We start from the raw sequence: 16,571 nt of genomic DNA on the forward strand, positions 1-16,571 counted from the left end.
TGCAGCCAGGCGCCCCTCACACTCCCTCTCCCACCGACAGAGGGGGAAAAGGCGGCGCCGCAAGTACTTTTTCCCAAACGGGGAGAAGGTGCCGGCAGGCGGATGAGGGGCCAGCCTCGATCTCAATGCGCCAGCGATTTGATCGCCGGATAAAGCGCCCGATAGCGCCTGTAGGCATCCTCATAGGCACCACTCAAAGCGGCGACCGGCTCGATCGTTTTTGCCGTCTTCGGCGGCGTGCAGACTGAAACCGGCTCGGCGCCCGTCGCCGCGATCAGCCCAAGCCTCGCCGCCCCGAAGGCGGCGCCGAAATCGCCGTCGGCGGGCATATCGACCGGAACGCCGAGCGCCGTTGCAATCGACGCCAGCCAATAGCGCGAGCGCGAGCCGCCGCCGATGGCGGTGACGCGGGATATATCGGTGCCTGCCGAACGCAGCGCTTCGAGATTATCGCGGATTGCGAAAGACACACCTTCGAGCACCGCCTGTGTCAGCACAACCCGACTGCTCTCATGCTCAAGGCCGATAAAGGCGCCACGGATGACGGCATCATTGTGCGGCGTGCGTTCGCCTGAAAGATAAGGAAGAAAGGTGACACCAGAGGGTGTCTTCAGCGTCTCGCCGAGTTCGTTCGTGAGATCGGCAGCGGACTGACCAGTGACGTTCGAATGCCAGTTCAACGCATCGGTGGCCGAAAGGATGACGCCCATCTGATGCCAGGTGTTGGGCAGTGCGTGGCAGAAGGCATGGACCGCACTGTCCGGCTTCGGCAGGTAGGCGGCATTCGCCGCGAAGAGAACGCCGGACGTGCCGAGCGAGACGAAGGCCGCGCCATCTCTGACCGTGCCCATGCCGCAGGCAGACGCTGCATTGTCCCCTGCCCCGCCGGCAACGACAGTGTCGCCTGCAATTCCCCACTTCGCCGCGAGTTCGCCGCGCAGCTTTCCTGCCTGCTCGGTGCCTTCGACCAGCGCCGGCATCTGCTTTTCGTCGAGACCCGTCGCGGCAAGAAGCTCCGACGACCATTTGCGTTTGCCTGTATCGAGCCAGGACGTACCGGCAGAATCCGACATTTCGGAAATGTGCTCGCCCGTCAGCCACAGCCGCAGGTAATCCTTCGGCAGCAGCACCTTGGCGACCTCGGCGAAAATTCCGGGCTCATGCTTGGCGACCCAGGCAAGTTTCGGTGCGGTAAACCCCGGAAAGACGATGTTACCCGTCAGCTTGCGGAATTTCGGGTCGGCATCCAGCGCCGCTGCCTCGACATAAGAACGCGTATCGTTCCAGAGAATGCAGGGACGCAGCACCCTATCGCCGGCATCAAGCAGCGTCGCACCATGCATCTGGCCGGAAAGGCCGACGCCTTTGACGGCCGAAAGCTCTTTCGGGTGTTTCGCTTTCAGGCCGGCAACAGCCTCCTCCGTTGCGCGAATCCAATGCGACGGTTCTTGTTGCGACCAGCCCGAATGCGGCCGCGAAACATCGAGCGAACCATTCGCCGAGCCGATGATCTTCTGATCGCCGTCGATGAGCATCGCCTTGACGCCCGAGGTTCCGAGATCGAGACCGAGATACATGTCATTCTCCTTGCCGTTACGGCAGATTGTCTTTCAGGAATATGTCGAGCCGGATCCGCTCCTGCGCATCGATGACGGCAAGCCCGTCGGCCTTTGCCTTGAGAACCCGGATCGCACTGCGGACCTCATGGCCGGCGTTCTGGTTGAGGATCGCATCGATCGTGCCGTCGATGAGGGCTGCGCGCGTGTGGACGGTCAATTCATGGGCGACGACTGTCAGCGGGCGACTTGAGGCTCTCGCCTTCAGCGCCCTGACAAGGCCACGGTTGCCGGCGCCCAGGCTGTAGACGCCGATCACCCGTTCATGCTTGGACAACACGTCGGCGACCAGCATATGCGCCAGTTCCGGATCGTCGCGGCCTTCGAGGACCGGCAGGATGGAGAGCTTCGGAAATTCCTGCGCCATCAGCGCGGCAAAGCCTTCCAGCCGCTCGCGATGGTCGCGCACCAGCATGGAGCCGGCGAGCACCGCCACCTCGCCCTTGGCATCGCCAAGAAAACGTCCGAGAAGACGCGCTGCGGTTCTTCCGGCGGCGATATTGTCGACACCCGCATAATGATGCCGGCGCGAACCGGTGAGGTCTGAAACCAGCGTGACGACAGGAATGCCGTCGGCCACGAGCCTGTCGACCGCAGCGACGACCTCAGGTGCGTCGGTGGCGACAAGCGCAATCCCGGCGGGACGTTCATCGGCAAGCTTTTCGAGCGCCGTAACCAGAGCGGCCGGATCGAAGGCGGCAACCTCCACTGTGCGAATACTCGTCCTTTCGGACGGCGAACGGATCATCGCTTCGCGGATCTCGGCGTGCAGCCCGTGCATGAAGGAATTGTCCGAGGCGGGCAGGATGAAAACCAGCGGATAGGTGCGGCCCTTGGCGAGGTTGGCGGCGGCAACATCGCGCACATAGCCGATCTCGCGGATTGCCGTTTCCACTTTTTCGCGCGTGATGCGGCGGACACCCGGGCGCTGGTTCAGCACGCGGTCAACAGTCGCCAGACTGACACCCGCAGCAGCGGCGATATCATGAACTGTAGGCCTCATCGCTCCTCCTGATGAAACCATTATCGCCAAATTTGATGTACGTAAATCAAAAATTTCAAACGGCTGTCGAGCACCCCATAAAAAGGCCGGCATGGTCTCCCAAGCCGGCCGTCATTTCGAACCTTCGAACGCTCAGTGGCCCCCGCTGCCGCCGCCGCCGCCCTGGGGTTCCGGTTTCTTGATCATCGCGACCCCGAGGATCATGGCCACGAAAAGTACGGTCAGGATCAGGAATACGTCGCTGAAGGAGAGAATGATCGCCTGTCTGGTGGCAAGTCCGACCATCTGCTTGATCGCAGCCGAAGCACCGTCCAAGCCATAGGAGTTGAAGTTGGCAGTGAGGTTGTTCATCTGGTCGATCGCAGCCGGATTACCCCAATCCATGTTTTCCCGCAGCCGCTCGTAGTGCACGTCCTGACGGTTGGAGAGAACGGTGTTGATCACCGCAAGGCCGACTGCCCCGCCGAGGTTACGAGTAAGGTTGAACAGACCGGAGGCACCACGTATACGTGAAGGCGGCATCGTGCCGAGCGCGATGTTGTTGATCGGCACCATGCACATCATGAGTCCGAAACCGCGCAGGATCTGCGGGATGAAGAGCTCGTAGAAATCCCAGTCTTCGGTCAGGTGGGTCATGACGAAGGTGCCGGCCGCGAAGCTGGTAAAGCCGATCACCATCATCAGGCGAAGGTCCATCTTCGTCGACAGCCGGCCGGCAATCGGCGCAGTGAGGAACATTGCAAGGCCAGAGACAAACATGGTCTCGCCGATCATCAGCGAATCGTAACCGCGGATGCGCCCCAGATAGACCGGATAGATATAGGTGAGGCCGTATAGCCCGATGCCCATGACGAATGAGAATACCGAACCGAAGGAGAAATTCCTGTTGGTAAAAGCCCTGAGGTCGACGACCGGGAAGTCCACGGTGAAAGCGCGATAGAAGAAGATGATCGCGCCTGCCACTGAAGCCACAGCACCGGCGACGATATAGCTGTCGTTGAACCAGTCGTTCGAATTGCCTTCCTCCAGCACATATTCCAGCGCACCGAGGAAAACGCCCATGGAGAAAAGGCCCCACCAGTCGAACTTCCTGAAGAGCGACAGTTCCGGCTTGTCGAAGTCGATGAAATTCCAGGTGATGGTGGCGACCAGGATACCGGGAATGACGTTGACGAGGAACAGCCAGTGCCACGAGAAGGCGTGGCTGAGATAACCGCCGACGGTTGGGCCGATGGTCGGCGCAAGGGTGGCGATCAGGCCGATGATAGGCGAGACGATGCTGCGCTTCGACGGCGGGAAGATGGTGAAGGCGGCCGCAAAGACGGACGGAATCATACCGCCGCCGATGAAGCCCTGGATGGCGCGGTAAACGATCATCTGGTCGATGTTCGTTGCCGTTGCGCAAAGCACGCTCGACAGCGTGAAACCAGCAGCCGAAATAGCAAAAAGATAGCGTGTCGAGATGATGCGAGCGAGCGTTCCCGACAGCGGAATCATGATGACTTCCGCAATCAGGTAGGACGTCTGCACCCAGCCGATCTCATCCGAGCCGGCGGAAAGGCCGGCTTGGATTTCCGCCAGCGATGCGGAGACGATCTGGATGTCGAGGATCGACATGAACATGCCAAGCACCATCGCAAAGAATGCGATGAGCTTGCGCGGGTCCATTCGCTCTTCGGAAGGAGCGATCGGAACGGCGCCTGCTGTTGCGGTGGTAGCCATTGGCCTACTCCGGCTGGCTGATCACTTTGCTGCCTGCTCTCGACCGGGGGCCGTGCGGGTATCGACATCGACGACGACGCTGAGGCCGGCGCGCAAGCGGCCGCTGTCGAGCGCATCTTGAGGCAGCGCAATGCGGACCGGGACGCGCTGGATGATCTTGGTGAAATTGCCCGTCGCATTTTCCGGCGGCAGTAGCGAAAAGACGGAGCCGGAGGCCGGCGAAATCGACTCGACGGTGCCGACGATCGGATGGTCGTCATAAGCGTCGACATGCACATTGACCTTCGAGCCCGGAACCAGGTGCTGGATCTGCGTTTCCTTGAAGTTGGCATCGATGAAGAGCTGACGCACCGGAACGAGTGCCATCAGGCGCTGGCCGGGCGAAACGAGATCGCCTTCCTGAACAGAGCGGTTGCCGACGACGCCATCATACGGTGCCTTGAGAATTGTGAAGGACAGATCGCGGGCTGCCTTGTCCCGCTGAAGCTCGAGCGTGCGGACCGAACCTTCGGCCTCCCTGCGCTGCGCCTCGAGGATGGTGACGTTTGCTTCCGCCGACTTGATGGTGGCGTCACCGCCGACGAGATTGGCCTTGGCCTGGTCAAGAGCAATATTGGCAGTGTCGAGATCGGCCGTCGTGCCGACCGACTTCGCCTGGAGGTCCGCCTGGCGCTTCTGTGTGATCTCGGCGCCACGGACTGCCGCCTCGAGAGCCACCTTGGAGGCCTGGGCCTGAGCAAGCGCTGCCTTGGCTCCTTCGATCTGCGCGTCGATGCGGCTCAGAGACAGCTTCTCCGTAGCGATCTGGGCTTCGGCCTGATCGAGGGCATTTTGATAATCGCCGTTGTCGAGCGTGGCGAGCACGTCCCCGGCCTTCACCTGCTGGTTGGCGACGACATTCACCTTCGCGACATAGCCGGTGACCTTTGGCGAGATCGTTGCGATATCACCTTCGATATAGGCGTCGTCAGTCGACACCATGAAACGGCCGTTTGTCCACCACTCGTAGCCATATGATGCACCGCCGGCAAGAATAGCGAGCGCCACGATCGGTAGCACCAGGCTGCGGCGTTTCTTCTTTTCAGCCGGAGCGGTCTGCGTATCGGGGGCAGTCTGAGGGGCACGCGGAGCTTCCGCAGTCGCCGGTTCGGCAGGGACAACGGCGTCCGGCGCCGTCTCGTCCCTTGCGGAATCGCTGACAATGCGGGCGACATTCGTTTTCTGGTTGGACGACATGTGCAAAGACCGGGTAAATCGAGTGATATTGATCGAACTGAACGGTTCGGTTCAGTTGACATAAAGCGTTTTTAAAGCCATATCAAGTCATATCGAACCAGGCGGTTCGATTTTGTAATGTTCGCATCGGCGAACGCGGTTAAGGAGACAATGACGGACATTTTCAAAGATACGGTCGAAGCCCCGGTCGCAAGTGGCCGATGGGCGGCAGGAGAGGATCCGGCAAAGCGCAGGCAGATCCTTGAGGGGGCGAAGCGTGTCTTCATGAAACTCGGCTTCGATGCCGCGAGCATGAACGACGTGACGCGCGAGGCTGGTGTTTCGAAAGGAACGCTTTATGTCTACTTCGCCAACAAGGAAGAGCTTTTTACTGCGATGATGGAGACCGAGCGCGCCGCTTTTGTCGCCAGCGTGCGTGCGGCTCTCAATGCCAATCCCGATCCGGACACGGCTCTTTACGATTTCGGCATGACCTTCGTCCGGCACACAACCGAAGAAAAGGTCATCAATGCCATACGCACCGTCATCGGAGTGCGCGACCGCATGCCGCACCTTTGTCAACGCTTCTTTACCGGTCCCGAAAATATCCGGACCGTCCTCACCGACTATCTGAAGGCGCAGGTCGCCGCCGGGCATTTTGTGATCGAGGATGTCGAGCTTGCCGCTCGCCAGTTCCTGGAACTCTGCGGCGGAGGCTTCTTCAAGCTGCGCCTTTTGGGCGACATGGCGGGTCCTCCCTCCGAGGAGGAGATGAGCCGCATCATCCGCGGTGCGATCCGCGTCTTCCTTGCCGCCTATGGCGTTAACCAGAACCGGCCAGCCTAAACGCCTTCGATTTCTTTCGGCGTCGCGCTAAAATCCAGCAAAAGCGATCAAACCTGCTTGCCGGTTTTACTCTAATCAGGAGACCGCAACCGAGGAAGTGTGCATGAGTGCCATTGGACGGGCGATTTGGTTTATCGAAAGCCATTCCGCCAGCGATATCTCGTTGGATGATATCTCGGACGCCGCAGGTCTGTCGCGCTATCATCTGTCGCGCGTCTTCGGGCTCGTCACCGGCCACTCGATCAGCGGCTATCTCCGCGGACGTCGTCTGAGCGCGGCCGCATTGGCCCTGATCGGCAGTTCATCGAGCATCCTCGAGGTTGCCCTCGGCGCGCGTTACGGCTCGCACGAGGCTTTCACCCGTGCCTTTCGCGACCAGTTCGGCATCACTCCGGACGCTATTCGAAAGCAGGGGCACGTCCGCAACATCGCTTTAGTGGAGCCGATAAAAATGGACCCCGCACGCCTCAACGAACCTGAAGGACCCCGCTTCGAAAGCCTGCCGCCAATGCTTTTTGCCGGACTGCAAGAGACCTATGGGTACGGCGACAATGCAGCAATTCCTTCACTTTGGCAGAAATTCAACTCTTATTTCGGCAATATTTCCGGCCAGCGCGGCAATGCCGCCTATGGCATCTGCACACATATCCAAGGAGAAACCGAAACGTTTCGCTATATGGCAGGTGCCGAAGTCACCGATGCCGACGACCTGCCGGAGGGTTTTACGACGCTGAAAGTGCCCGCTCAGCGCTACGCCGTCTTCACTCATCGCGGCCACGTCTCCGCTATTGCGGCAACGATGCACCATATCTTCGGGACATGGCTGCCCTCCTCGGGTCTGCAGCACGCCGAGATGCCAGACATGTTCGAACGCTACGACGAGCGTTTCGATCCCCATACCGGCACGGGCATCACGGAAATCTGGATACCGGTGAAGGAATAAAAGCCTTCCCGGTTTCGTATATTCCCCTGCGCGCTTGTTTCTTGGCGCCTTCACCTTAAATTGCGGGCGTCAGATTCCATGGCGCGAGGGAAAATAGCTTATGCAAGATATCATCATGCTCGTTCAGGATCCGGCAGCCTGGGTGGCTCTGGTGACCCTGGTTGTCATGGAAGTCGTCCTCGGCATCGACAACCTGATCTTCATTTCCATTCTCACCAACAAGCTGCCGGTCGAGCATCGTGATAAAGCTCGCAAAGTGGGCATCAGCCTTGCCCTTCTCATGCGTCTTGCATTGCTCGGTACCGTGGCCTGGATCGTCCAGCTCACCACACCTGTCTTTCAGGCTTTCGGTCATGGCTTCTCTTGGAAGGACATGATCTTGATCGCCGGCGGCCTGTTCCTCGTATGGAAGGCCACCAAGGAAATTCACCACAGTGTCGATCCGGAAGATCACAACGAGGATTTCATCGCGAGTTCGGCAACGACGGGCTTTGCGGCGGCGATCAGCCAGATCCTGCTGCTCGACCTTGTCTTCTCGGTGGACAGCATCATCACCGCCGTCGGCATGACCCCGCACCTGCCGATCATGGTCATCGCCGTCATCGCCGCCGTCACCGTCATGCTGTTTGCCGCCACGCCGCTTGCGAATTTCATCGAGAAAAACCCGACGATCGTCATGCTGGCGCTGGCCTTCCTGCTGATGATCGGCACCACACTCATCGCCGACGGCATGGGGTTCCATGTACCGAAGGGCTATGTCTATGCCGCCATGGCCTTCTCGGCGCTGGTTGAAGTGCTGAACATGTTTGCAAGAAACGCCCGAATGCGGAAGAAGGCCAGCGGGCATTGACGGGATTTAGACGGGGGGCGCGACAAAAACGCGCCCTTTGCTTTTTAGCCAGGCCGCTCCCCTGGCGAGCTCCCTGTGATCGCCGAAACCAGCCGCTGATCGCCTGCCGTGATGTCCGGCGCGAAACGGGCGGCGCCCGCCCTGTCCGGCGAGATGCTGGAAATGACCATTTGCGCCCGGCGAGGTGAAGGATAGGAACTTTGCATCCTGCATGACATTGATTGGTCCAGGAAAGCGTACAAGTATCATCCGGCGATCAGCCCTAACCTTCAGAGCGGTATGACGACCCAACAGATCCTTTCCTTCGGCGTGATCGGCCTGATGATGGCAATCTTCATCTGGGACCGGTTCCGTTACGACATTGTGGCTTGTTGCGCCCTCGTTCTTGCGGTTGCAGCCGGTCTCGTTCCTTTCGGCAAGGCATTTTCCGGCTTCGGAGACGACATCGTCATCATCGTCGGCAGCGCCCTCGTCGTCAGCACCGGGGTGGCCCGCTCGGGGATCGTCGACATGGCGATCAAGCGCTTCTTTCCCAATCTGGACAAGCCGCATCTACAACTTGCCCTGTTGCTTATCGTTGTTGCGGTGCTATCAGCCTTCATCAAGAATATCGGCGCATTGGCGATCATGATTCCGGTCGCCTTCCAGTTCGCCAGGAAAACCGGCAAATCACCATCGCTCTATTTGATGCCGATGAGTTTTGCTGCGCTGCTCGGCGGCTTGATGACGCAGATAGGCACTTCGCCCAACATCGTCGTATCGCGATTGCGCGAGGAGATCACCGGTGCTCCCTTCACCATGTTCGATTTCACGCCTGTCGGCGCGACCCTGACCCTTGTCGGCATCGTCTTCTTGATCTTCTTTCATTGGCTGGTGCCGGAACGGCAAAACGAGAATCCGTCGCTCGAGGAGGCGCTCGACCTCAAAACCTATTTTTCGGAGGCGACGGTTGTCGAAGGATCAAGCTTCGACGGCAAGAAGCTGAACGAACTCCTTCAACTCGGCGACGGCGAAGTCGTGGCGACGGCGATCCTGCGCGGCCACTCCCGCATGTCGCCTTTTCCCGACGTGACACTGAAGGCCGGCGATACGATATTGCTGGAAGGCGTGCCGGATGCACTCGATCGCGTGGTGACCCATGCGAAGCTGAAGCTCTCCGGAAAGCCCATCCCGGAAGCGCGGGCGGAAGGCAATCTCGTGTCGATCGAGGCTGTCATCACCGCGGAATCGATGCTGATCGGCCTTTCCGCTCGCCAGCTCTCGCTGTGGAACCGGCGGCGGGTCAACCTGCTCGCCGTCAGTCGCCAAGGCCACAAGCTCACCGAGCGGCTGAGCGAGGTGACGCTTCGGGCCGGCGACGTTCTCCTGCTTCAGGGAAGCCGCAGGAACCTGCCTGCCTTCCTGCAGGAATTTTCCTGCCTTCCGCTTGCCCAACGTGACATCATGCTTGGCACGCCACGCCGAGGCTATGTGCCCCTTCTGATCCTCGCCGCCGCCATGGGCGTGACTGCCGCGGGCCTCACGCCGGTTTCGGTCGCGTTTTTCTGCGCGGCGCTGGCCATGGTCGTCTTTCGCGTGATCCCGCTCGTCGATGTCTATAAGTCGCTCGATGCGCCGATCCTGATCATGCTTGCAGCACTGATCCCGGTATCCGATACGCTCCGTACCACGGGCGGCAGCGATCTGATTGCCGGATGGCTTGGCGATTTCGCTGCCCAGATGCCGCCATTCGGCGCGCTGGCGTTGATGCTGGTGACCGCCATGGCAGTCACGCCATTCCTCAATAATGCCGCCACAGTCCTTGTCATGGGGCCGATCGCGGCGAGTTTCGCCGAAGCCCTCCATTACAAACCGGAAGCTTTCCTGATGGCGGTTGCTATTGGCGCCGGCTGCGACTTCCTCACGCCAATCGGCCATCAATGCAATACGCTGGTTTTCGGCCCCGGTGGCTACCGCTTCAGCGATTACCCTCGCCTGGGCCTGCCGCTCTCCTTCATCATCATCGTGGTGAGCGTGCCCGTGCTTCTCTATGTTTGGCCTGCGCTTTGAGTGCCTGGCGCCCATTTTCCTTGACGTGCGCGGTCGAATATGGCCTTAAGGCCAGCCAAACGGACAATCGGCGGATGAAGTGGGCAGAATGCCCTTATCCGGCCGGTTTCCTGATCCAGTGATCTGCATTCTTACCGCCGAACGTCGCTTTCGCAGGAAAGCCGTCCGGCATTCATTTGACGGGCACATAAAATGACAGCTTCCGGCGTCCGCGTCCGAATCGCTCCCTCGCCGACTGGCGAGCCGCATGTCGGGACCGCTTATATCGCTCTCTTCAATTATCTTTTCGCCAAGAAAAACGGCGGCGAGTTCATTTTACGCATCGAGGATACCGATGCTACGCGCTCGACCCCGGAATACGAAAAGAAGGTCCTGGATGCGCTGAAATGGTGCGGCCTGCAATGGTCGGAAGGCCCCGACATCGGCGGGCCCTATGGCCCGTACCGCCAGAGCGACCGCAAGCATATCTACGGCGAGTATGTCGAAAGGATCGTTGCTGCCGGCCACGGTTTTCGCTGTTTCTGCACGCCGGAGCGTCTGGAAAAGATGCGCGAGGCGCAACGCGCGGCAAACCTGCCGCCAAAATATGACGGCCGCTGCCTGAGCCTCTCGGCAGAAGAAGTCACCTCGCGCATGGCGGCAGGCGAACCTACTGTCGTGCGCATGAAGATCCCGGCCGAAGGCTCCTGCAAGTTCACCGACGGGGTCTATGGCGACGTGGAAATCCCGTGGGATGCGGTCGACATGCAAGTCCTCTTGAAGGCCGACGGCATGCCGACCTATCACATGGCAAACGTCGTTGACGACCACCTGATGAAGATCACCCATGTCGCCCGCGGCGAGGAGTGGCTGGCTTCGGTACCAAAACACATCCTGATTTACCGGTATCTCGGCCTCGAGCCGCCGGTGTTCATGCACCTGTCGCTGATGCGCAATGCCGACAAGTCAAAGCTGTCGAAGCGCAAGAACCCGACCTCGATCTCCTATTACACCGCGCTCGGCTATATCCCCGAGGCGCTGATGAACTTCCTCGGCCTCTTCTTCGTCCAGATCGCTGAAGGCGAAGAGCTGATGACGATGGACGAGCTCGCCGGAAAATTCGATCCGGAGAACCTCTCCAAGGCGGGCGCGATCTTCGACATCCAGAAGCTCGATTGGCTGAACGGCCGCTGGATCCGCGAGAACCTTTCGGAAGAAGATTTCCAGCATCGCGTCCTGCAGTGGGCGATGGAAAACGATCGCCTGAAAGCCGGTCTTGCGCTCTCGCAGTCGCGCATCTCCAAGCTTGGGGAACTGCCGGACCTCACGGGCTTCCTGTTCAAGTCGGACCTGAACCTTGATCCATCCGCCTTTGTCAAGATCAAGTCGCCGCCGGAAGAGATTCTGGAAATCCTCAACACGGTTCAGCCGGACCTCGAAAAGATCCTTGAATGGAACGTCGGGTCGATCGAAGCCGAGATGCGCGCCGTTGCCGATCGCATGGGCAAGAAGCTGAAGGTGGTCGTCGCACCGCTTTTCGTCGCCGTCTCCGGCTCATCGCGCTCGCTGCCGCTCTTCGATTCCATGGCGATCCTCGGCCGCGCCGTCGTACGCCAGCGCCTGAAACTGGCGTCCCAGGCGGTCGCCTCCCTCGTCGGCCCGAAGAATTGAACCGGACGTTTGCATCATGACTGAGAAGACCGAAACAGCGACCCTTTCCTCCGACGCGACGGAAGTCCGCGCCCAGAAGCTGAAGCTGCTGCGCGAACAGGTCGGCGATGTCTATCCGGCGCATTTCCACCGGACGATGACCAATGCCGAACTCGCTGCGAAATACGAGGGCCTGGAGCCGGACACCGAGACACAGGATGTCGTCACCGTCGCCGGCCGCGTCTATTCCTCGCGCAACTCCGGCATGTTCATGGACATCCATGACGCTTCGGCCAAGATCCAGATCTTCAGCCACAAGGACACGACGCCGCAAGAGGCTCGCGCCCTGCTGCCGATGATCGACATCGGCGACATCATCGGTGTAACCGGCGCGGTGCGCCGCACCAAGCGCGGGGAACTGACGATCAACGCGCAGCAGATCACCATGCTGACCAAGTCGCTTTTGCCGATGCCCGAGAAGTGGCATGGCCTCTCCGACATCGAGCTGCGCTACCGCAAGCGTCACCTCGACATCATGACCAACGAGGAATCGAAGCTCCGTTTCCAGCAGCGTTCGAAGATCGTCTCCGGCATCCGCCGCTTCATGGAGAATGACGGCTTCATGGAAGTCGAGACACCGATGCTGCAGTCGGTCTACGGCGGTGCGACCGCCGAACCCTTCAAGACGCATCACAACACGCTCAAGCTCGACATGTACCTGCGCATCGCGCCGGAACTGTTCTTGAAGCGCACGCTGGTTTCGGGCCTCACCGACAAGGTCTTCGAGATCAACCGCAACTTCCGCAACGAAGGCGTCTCGACAAGGCACAATCCCGAATTCACCATGATGGAGTGCTACTGGGCCTATGCCGACTACGAGGACATGATGGACCTCGTCGAACGCATGTTCGCCGAGCTTGCCGTTTCGGTCCATGGCAGTACGGAATTCACCTTCGTCGACAAGCAGATCTCCTTCAAAGGCCCGTTCCGCCGTGTGCCGATGCCTGACGCCGTCAAGGAAGCGACCGGCATCGACTTTCTGGCGATCAAGACCGACGAGGAAGCCCGCGCCGCCACGAAGGCCGCGGGTTTCGAAATCGAGAAGGACGCAACCTGGGGCGAATGCCTTGCCTTCATCTTCGAGGAGAAGGTCGAAAGCACGCTGATCCAGCCCGCGCATGTCACGCATTTCCCAAAGGATATTTCGCCCTTCGCCAAGGAAGTGCCGGGTGAGCCGCGCCTCGTCGAGCGTTTCGAGACCTATTGCAACGCCTGGGAACTCGGCAACGCCTTCTCCGAACTCAACGATCCAGAAGAGCAGCGCAAGCGCATGGTCGAACAGCTGGAGCAGGCTCACGCGCGCGGCGAAAAGGAAAAACAGCTGGACGAGGAATTTCTGGACGCAATTGACCAGGGCATGCCGCCCGCCGGCGGTCTCGGCATCGGCGTCGATCGCCTGATCATGCTGCTCACGAATTCCGCCTCGATCCGCGACATCATCCTCTTCCCGGCCCGCCGCAGCAAGGCGGACTGAGCAGGTTCAAAACGCGGGCGGCCGATGGTCGTCCGCCTTTCGCATGCCCAATGATCAATGGCCGGAGGCAGGAGCAGCCTTGCTGCCTTCTGGCGCAGAAACGGCTTCGCCTTCCGATGGTGCATCCCCTTCACCGCCTTTTTCGTTGCCCTCGCCTGCGGTTGCAGCGACAGCCGTCGGATCAATGCAATCGGAGCGTTGCTTGAACGAGGCGTTCAGCGCCTGGATTTCTTCGTCCGGCAAATCGATGCGCTCGCCGAAAAACAGGCCGTTCTCGCTCGCCTGACCATCGTAAAAGCGGGCGGTATAGGGTTTTCCGTTCAGCCCTTCGACCAACTGGTCGGGATGCGGGATATAAACCACGTCGGCGCCGATCGCCCTGCCGCGAATATCCGAACGCAGCGTTGGACCGTTTTCATCGAGGACCACGACCTGTACCAGATCCGGCCTTTCTTGCGCGTAAACGGCTTGCGCCACGCGGAGCGCCGTCTTGACCCGTGTCATGCCGTCCGTCGGCTCGGTCTTGATGTATTTGCGAATCCAGACGCGATCCTGCTTCTTGATGGTCACCAAGTTGACATCGGTACAGGAGACGCCGTTCGCCTCTTCCAACACCTGGCCGATGATGTTGTCCCTGCCGATATAAAGGGCAACACCGCCGGAAGCGCCTATGAACAAGGCCATTCCGCCGATCACGATCACCAATTTCCGGGAGGGCCGGAAGATGCGCAGTAAGGCCTTCACGCCAACTGCTCCGCCATCGAAAAAACTCCAACGCAATACATGCGAGTGATGCTAGTCAAACGACGTTTCGGAATGCTTAAGTGGTCTTTCGAGAAACATACCAATTCAGGCTAAAGACCAAAAAAGGTCCACCACCCGATGTGCTTGCCATGATCGGTTTGGCCGTGCTCTAAAAACACACATGGCCTTCACCCTTCGCCAGATCCAGTATTTCGTCGCCGTTGCCGAGCAGGGTTCGGTGACGCGCGCCGCGCAGAATCTTTCCATCTCGCAATCATCGGTCACAGAAGCGCTGAAGGAGTTGGAAACCGACCTCGGCGTCGAACTCTTCGAACGTCACCCCCGCGGCCTGACGATCACCCACAACGGTCACCAGTTCCTCCGGCATGCGACTAAAATTCTAGCCAGCGTCTCCGATGCCCGCGCCAGTTTTTCCAGCCTGCAAAGCGCTCTGTCCGGAACATTGAATATCGGCGTCACCTCGCTGGTCGCAGGCTACGTTCTCTCCGATCTTCTGGCGCGATACCGCCGCGCCTGCCCTGGTGTGGAGGTTAGTGCAATCGAAGACAATGGCGGCTATCTGGAGCATCTGCTGGTCGGCGGTGAACTCGATGTCGCGGTCATGGTAATCTCCAATCTGCGCGACCGCATGGCGCTGCAGGCGGAGATCCTCGAAACTTCGCCCTATCGTCTCTGGCTGCCGATCGGCCACCCGTTGGTTTCGGCCGACATCATCTCGGTTGCCGACATTGCCCGCGAGCCGCTGATCATGCTGACGGTGGATGAGATCGAGGAGAACACCGGCAAGCTGCTGTCAGCGCTCGGCGCCCGCCCGCATGTTGCCTTCCGCACCCGGTCGGTGGAAGCCGTGCGCAGTCTCGTCGCAACAGGCGCCGGCGTCGCGCTGCTTCCTGATCTCGTCTACCGCCCCTGGTCGCTGGAAGGCGACCGGATCGAAAGCCGCGATGTCTCCGGTTCATTGCCAGTCGTCCAGGTCGGCATGGTCTGGCGCAAGGGTTCCAGCCTGCCGCAAGCAGCACGAGATTTCGTCGGTATTGCGGAAGCGATGCGATCCGGCCGTGCGCGATAAAAGATATCGGAATTTCCGATATCGTCTTTCTGATAAATGAATTTGCGAAACCGGATATTTCAGCGCACCTTTCAGCCGGGAACAAAATGCCGCAACAAGCGGCACAAACCGGGAGACAGGCGATGAAGTACCTTCTGAAATCGTGCACTGCTGCCCTCGCAAGCTTAAGCTTCGTGACGCAGGTGGCTGCTGCCGAACCGTTGAAGGCCTTGGACAAGGGTGAGGGTGCGGTCAGCATCGTCGCCTGGGCCGGCTATATCGAGCGCGGCGAAACCGACAAGAATTACGACTGGGTTACAGATTTTGAAAAGAAGACCGGCTGCAAGGTTTCCGTGAAGACGGCGGCGACCTCGGATGAGATGGTGGCGCTGATGAACGAAGGTGGCTTCGATCTCGTCACCGCTTCGGGCGATGCTTCGCTGCGTCTCGTTGCCGGCAAGCGCGTGCAGCCGATCAATACCGATCTCATTCCGAGCTTCAAAAACCTCGACGAACGCCTTCAGAGCGCTCCGTGGCATACCGTGGGCGGCGTCCACTACGGCGTGCCCTATCTGTGGGGGCCGAACGTTTTGATGTACAACACCGATGCCTTCAAGGATAAGGCCCCGACCAGCTGGAAGGTGGTATTCGAAGAAGAAACGCTGCCTGATGGCAAGTCCAACAAGGGCCGCGTCCAGGCCTATGACGGGCCGATCTACGTCGCCGATGCTGCCATGTATCTGATGGCCCACAAGCCTGATCTCGGTATCAAGGATCCCTACGAACTCAATGAAGACCAGTATAAGGCGGCCCTCGATCTGCTGCGCGGCCAGCGAAAGCTCGTCTCCCGCTACTGGCATGACGCGATGATCCAGATCGACGACTTCAAGAACGAAGGCGTCGTCGCATCCGGCTCCTGGCCGTTCCAGGTGAACCTGATGCAGGCCGACAAGCAGAAGATCGCCTCGACCTTCCCCGAGGAAGGCGTCACCGGCTGGGCCGACACGACAATGCTTCATGTCGACAGCGAGCATCCGAACTGCGCCTATATGTGGATGGAGCACTCCCTGTCCCCCAAGGTCCAGGGTGATGCCGCCGCCTGGTTCGGCGCCGTCCCCTCCGTTCCGGCAGCATGCAAGGGCAACGAACTGCTGACCGATACCGGCTGCACCACCAACGGCTTCGACCACTTCGACAAGATCAAATTCTGGAAGACGCCTGTTGCCAAATGCACGACACAAAGTGAATGCGTGCCGTATCATCGCTGGGTGTCTGACTATATCGGCGTGATCGGCGGGCGGTAGTCAACAGGCAGAATGATTGCCCCTAATCCTCTCCCACACGCAGGGAG

General features: G+C 59.7%; 13 protein-coding genes. 8 read left to right on the plus strand and 5 right to left on the minus strand.

What is annotated here, in order from left to right:
* Window positions 1-122: 122 nt before the first annotated feature.
* The 4 genes from xylB to RGR602_RS17710 all read right to left on the minus strand — a co-directional run bounded on the left by xylB (window position 123) and on the right by RGR602_RS17710 (window position 5,577).
* Window positions 123-1,577 (minus strand): xylulokinase, encoded by a 1,455-nt coding sequence (gene xylB, locus RGR602_RS17695; RefSeq protein ID WP_039846158.1) that lies wholly within the window; start codon window positions 1,575-1,577, stop codon window positions 123-125.
* A gap of 16 nt (window positions 1,578-1,593) precedes the next feature.
* Entirely contained in the window at window positions 1,594-2,619 is a 1,026-nt protein-coding gene (locus tag RGR602_RS17700) for a LacI family DNA-binding transcriptional regulator (RefSeq protein WP_039846159.1), read from the minus strand.
* Between the two features lie 132 nt (window positions 2,620-2,751).
* Complete coding sequence (locus RGR602_RS17705) at window positions 2,752-4,341, minus strand: DHA2 family efflux MFS transporter permease subunit (protein WP_039846160.1); 1,590 nt, start codon at window positions 4,339-4,341, stop codon at window positions 2,752-2,754.
* 21 nt (window positions 4,342-4,362) lie between these two features.
* On the minus strand, window positions 4,363-5,577 hold the full coding sequence (locus tag RGR602_RS17710; protein WP_039846161.1) for an HlyD family secretion protein: 1,215 nt from the start codon (window positions 5,575-5,577) through the stop codon (window positions 4,363-4,365).
* A 150-nt stretch (window positions 5,578-5,727) separates the two neighbouring features.
* Here RGR602_RS17710 and RGR602_RS17715 point away from each other — a divergent pair, with 150 nt between their 5' ends.
* From RGR602_RS17715 to lysS, 6 genes are all read left to right on the plus strand, one after another.
* Window positions 5,728-6,402, plus strand: a complete 675-nt coding sequence (locus RGR602_RS17715; protein WP_039847004.1) for a TetR/AcrR family transcriptional regulator — start codon at window positions 5,728-5,730, stop codon at window positions 6,400-6,402.
* A 103-nt stretch (window positions 6,403-6,505) separates the two neighbouring features.
* On the plus strand, window positions 6,506-7,345 hold the full coding sequence (locus RGR602_RS17720) for a GyrI-like domain-containing protein (protein ID WP_039846162.1): 840 nt from the start codon (window positions 6,506-6,508) through the stop codon (window positions 7,343-7,345).
* Window positions 7,346-7,445: 100 nt separating this feature from the next.
* Window positions 7,446-8,195 (plus strand): TerC family protein, encoded by a 750-nt coding sequence (locus RGR602_RS17725; protein WP_039846163.1) that lies wholly within the window; start codon window positions 7,446-7,448, stop codon window positions 8,193-8,195.
* Between the two features lie 279 nt (window positions 8,196-8,474).
* Window positions 8,475-10,244, plus strand: a complete 1,770-nt coding sequence (locus RGR602_RS17730) for an SLC13 family permease (protein WP_039846164.1) — start codon at window positions 8,475-8,477, stop codon at window positions 10,242-10,244.
* A gap of 192 nt (window positions 10,245-10,436) precedes the next feature.
* On the plus strand, window positions 10,437-11,894 hold the full coding sequence (gene gltX / locus RGR602_RS17735; RefSeq protein WP_039846165.1) for a glutamate--tRNA ligase: 1,458 nt from the start codon (window positions 10,437-10,439) through the stop codon (window positions 11,892-11,894).
* 16 nt (window positions 11,895-11,910) lie between these two features.
* A complete protein-coding gene (gene lysS, locus RGR602_RS17740; protein WP_039846166.1) occupies window positions 11,911-13,407 on the plus strand; it encodes a lysine--tRNA ligase in 1,497 nt (498 codons plus the stop codon).
* Between the two features lie 54 nt (window positions 13,408-13,461).
* Here the strand turns inward: lysS and RGR602_RS17745 are convergent, their stop codons facing one another.
* A complete protein-coding gene (locus tag RGR602_RS17745; RefSeq protein WP_039846167.1) occupies window positions 13,462-14,151 on the minus strand; it encodes a hypothetical protein in 690 nt (229 codons plus the stop codon).
* A gap of 181 nt (window positions 14,152-14,332) precedes the next feature.
* Here RGR602_RS17745 and RGR602_RS17750 point away from each other — a divergent pair, with 181 nt between their 5' ends.
* Both RGR602_RS17750 and RGR602_RS17755 read left to right on the plus strand, forming a co-directional pair.
* The gene (locus RGR602_RS17750; protein ID WP_039846168.1) at window positions 14,333-15,241 is read left to right on the plus strand and encodes a LysR family transcriptional regulator; all 909 of its coding nucleotides are present in this window, start codon (window positions 14,333-14,335) and stop codon (window positions 15,239-15,241) included.
* Window positions 15,242-15,363: 122 nt separating this feature from the next.
* Window positions 15,364-16,524, plus strand: a complete 1,161-nt coding sequence (locus RGR602_RS17755) for an ABC transporter substrate-binding protein (RefSeq protein WP_039846169.1) — start codon at window positions 15,364-15,366, stop codon at window positions 16,522-16,524.
* Window positions 16,525-16,571: the final 47 nt, after the last annotated feature.

The organism is Rhizobium gallicum bv. gallicum R602sp, assembly GCF_000816845.1.
GTDB lineage: Bacteria > Pseudomonadota > Alphaproteobacteria > Rhizobiales > Rhizobiaceae > Rhizobium > Rhizobium gallicum.

Bases quoted from the DNA above. Each gene is read 5' to 3' on its own strand.
- xylB (WP_039846158.1), bottom strand. From the start codon at position 1,577: ATGTATCTCGGTCTCGATCTCGGAACCTCGGGCGTCAAGGCGATGCTC.
- RGR602_RS17700 (WP_039846159.1), bottom strand. From the start codon at position 2,619: ATGAGGCCTACAGTTCATGATATCGCCGCTGCTGCGGGTGTCAGTCTG.
- RGR602_RS17705 (WP_039846160.1), bottom strand. From the start codon at position 4,341: ATGGCTACCACCGCAACAGCAGGCGCCGTTCCGATCGCTCCTTCCGAA.
- RGR602_RS17710 (WP_039846161.1), bottom strand. From the start codon at position 5,577: ATGTCGTCCAACCAGAAAACGAATGTCGCCCGCATTGTCAGCGATTCC.
- RGR602_RS17715 (WP_039847004.1), top strand. From the start codon at position 5,728: ATGACGGACATTTTCAAAGATACGGTCGAAGCCCCGGTCGCAAGTGGC.
- RGR602_RS17720 (WP_039846162.1), top strand. From the start codon at position 6,506: ATGAGTGCCATTGGACGGGCGATTTGGTTTATCGAAAGCCATTCCGCC.
- RGR602_RS17725 (WP_039846163.1), top strand. From the start codon at position 7,446: ATGCAAGATATCATCATGCTCGTTCAGGATCCGGCAGCCTGGGTGGCT.
- RGR602_RS17730 (WP_039846164.1), top strand. From the start codon at position 8,475: ATGACGACCCAACAGATCCTTTCCTTCGGCGTGATCGGCCTGATGATG.
- gltX (WP_039846165.1), top strand. From the start codon at position 10,437: ATGACAGCTTCCGGCGTCCGCGTCCGAATCGCTCCCTCGCCGACTGGC.
- lysS (WP_039846166.1), top strand. From the start codon at position 11,911: ATGACTGAGAAGACCGAAACAGCGACCCTTTCCTCCGACGCGACGGAA.
- RGR602_RS17750 (WP_039846168.1), top strand. From the start codon at position 14,333: ATGGCCTTCACCCTTCGCCAGATCCAGTATTTCGTCGCCGTTGCCGAG.
- RGR602_RS17755 (WP_039846169.1), top strand. From the start codon at position 15,364: ATGAAGTACCTTCTGAAATCGTGCACTGCTGCCCTCGCAAGCTTAAGC.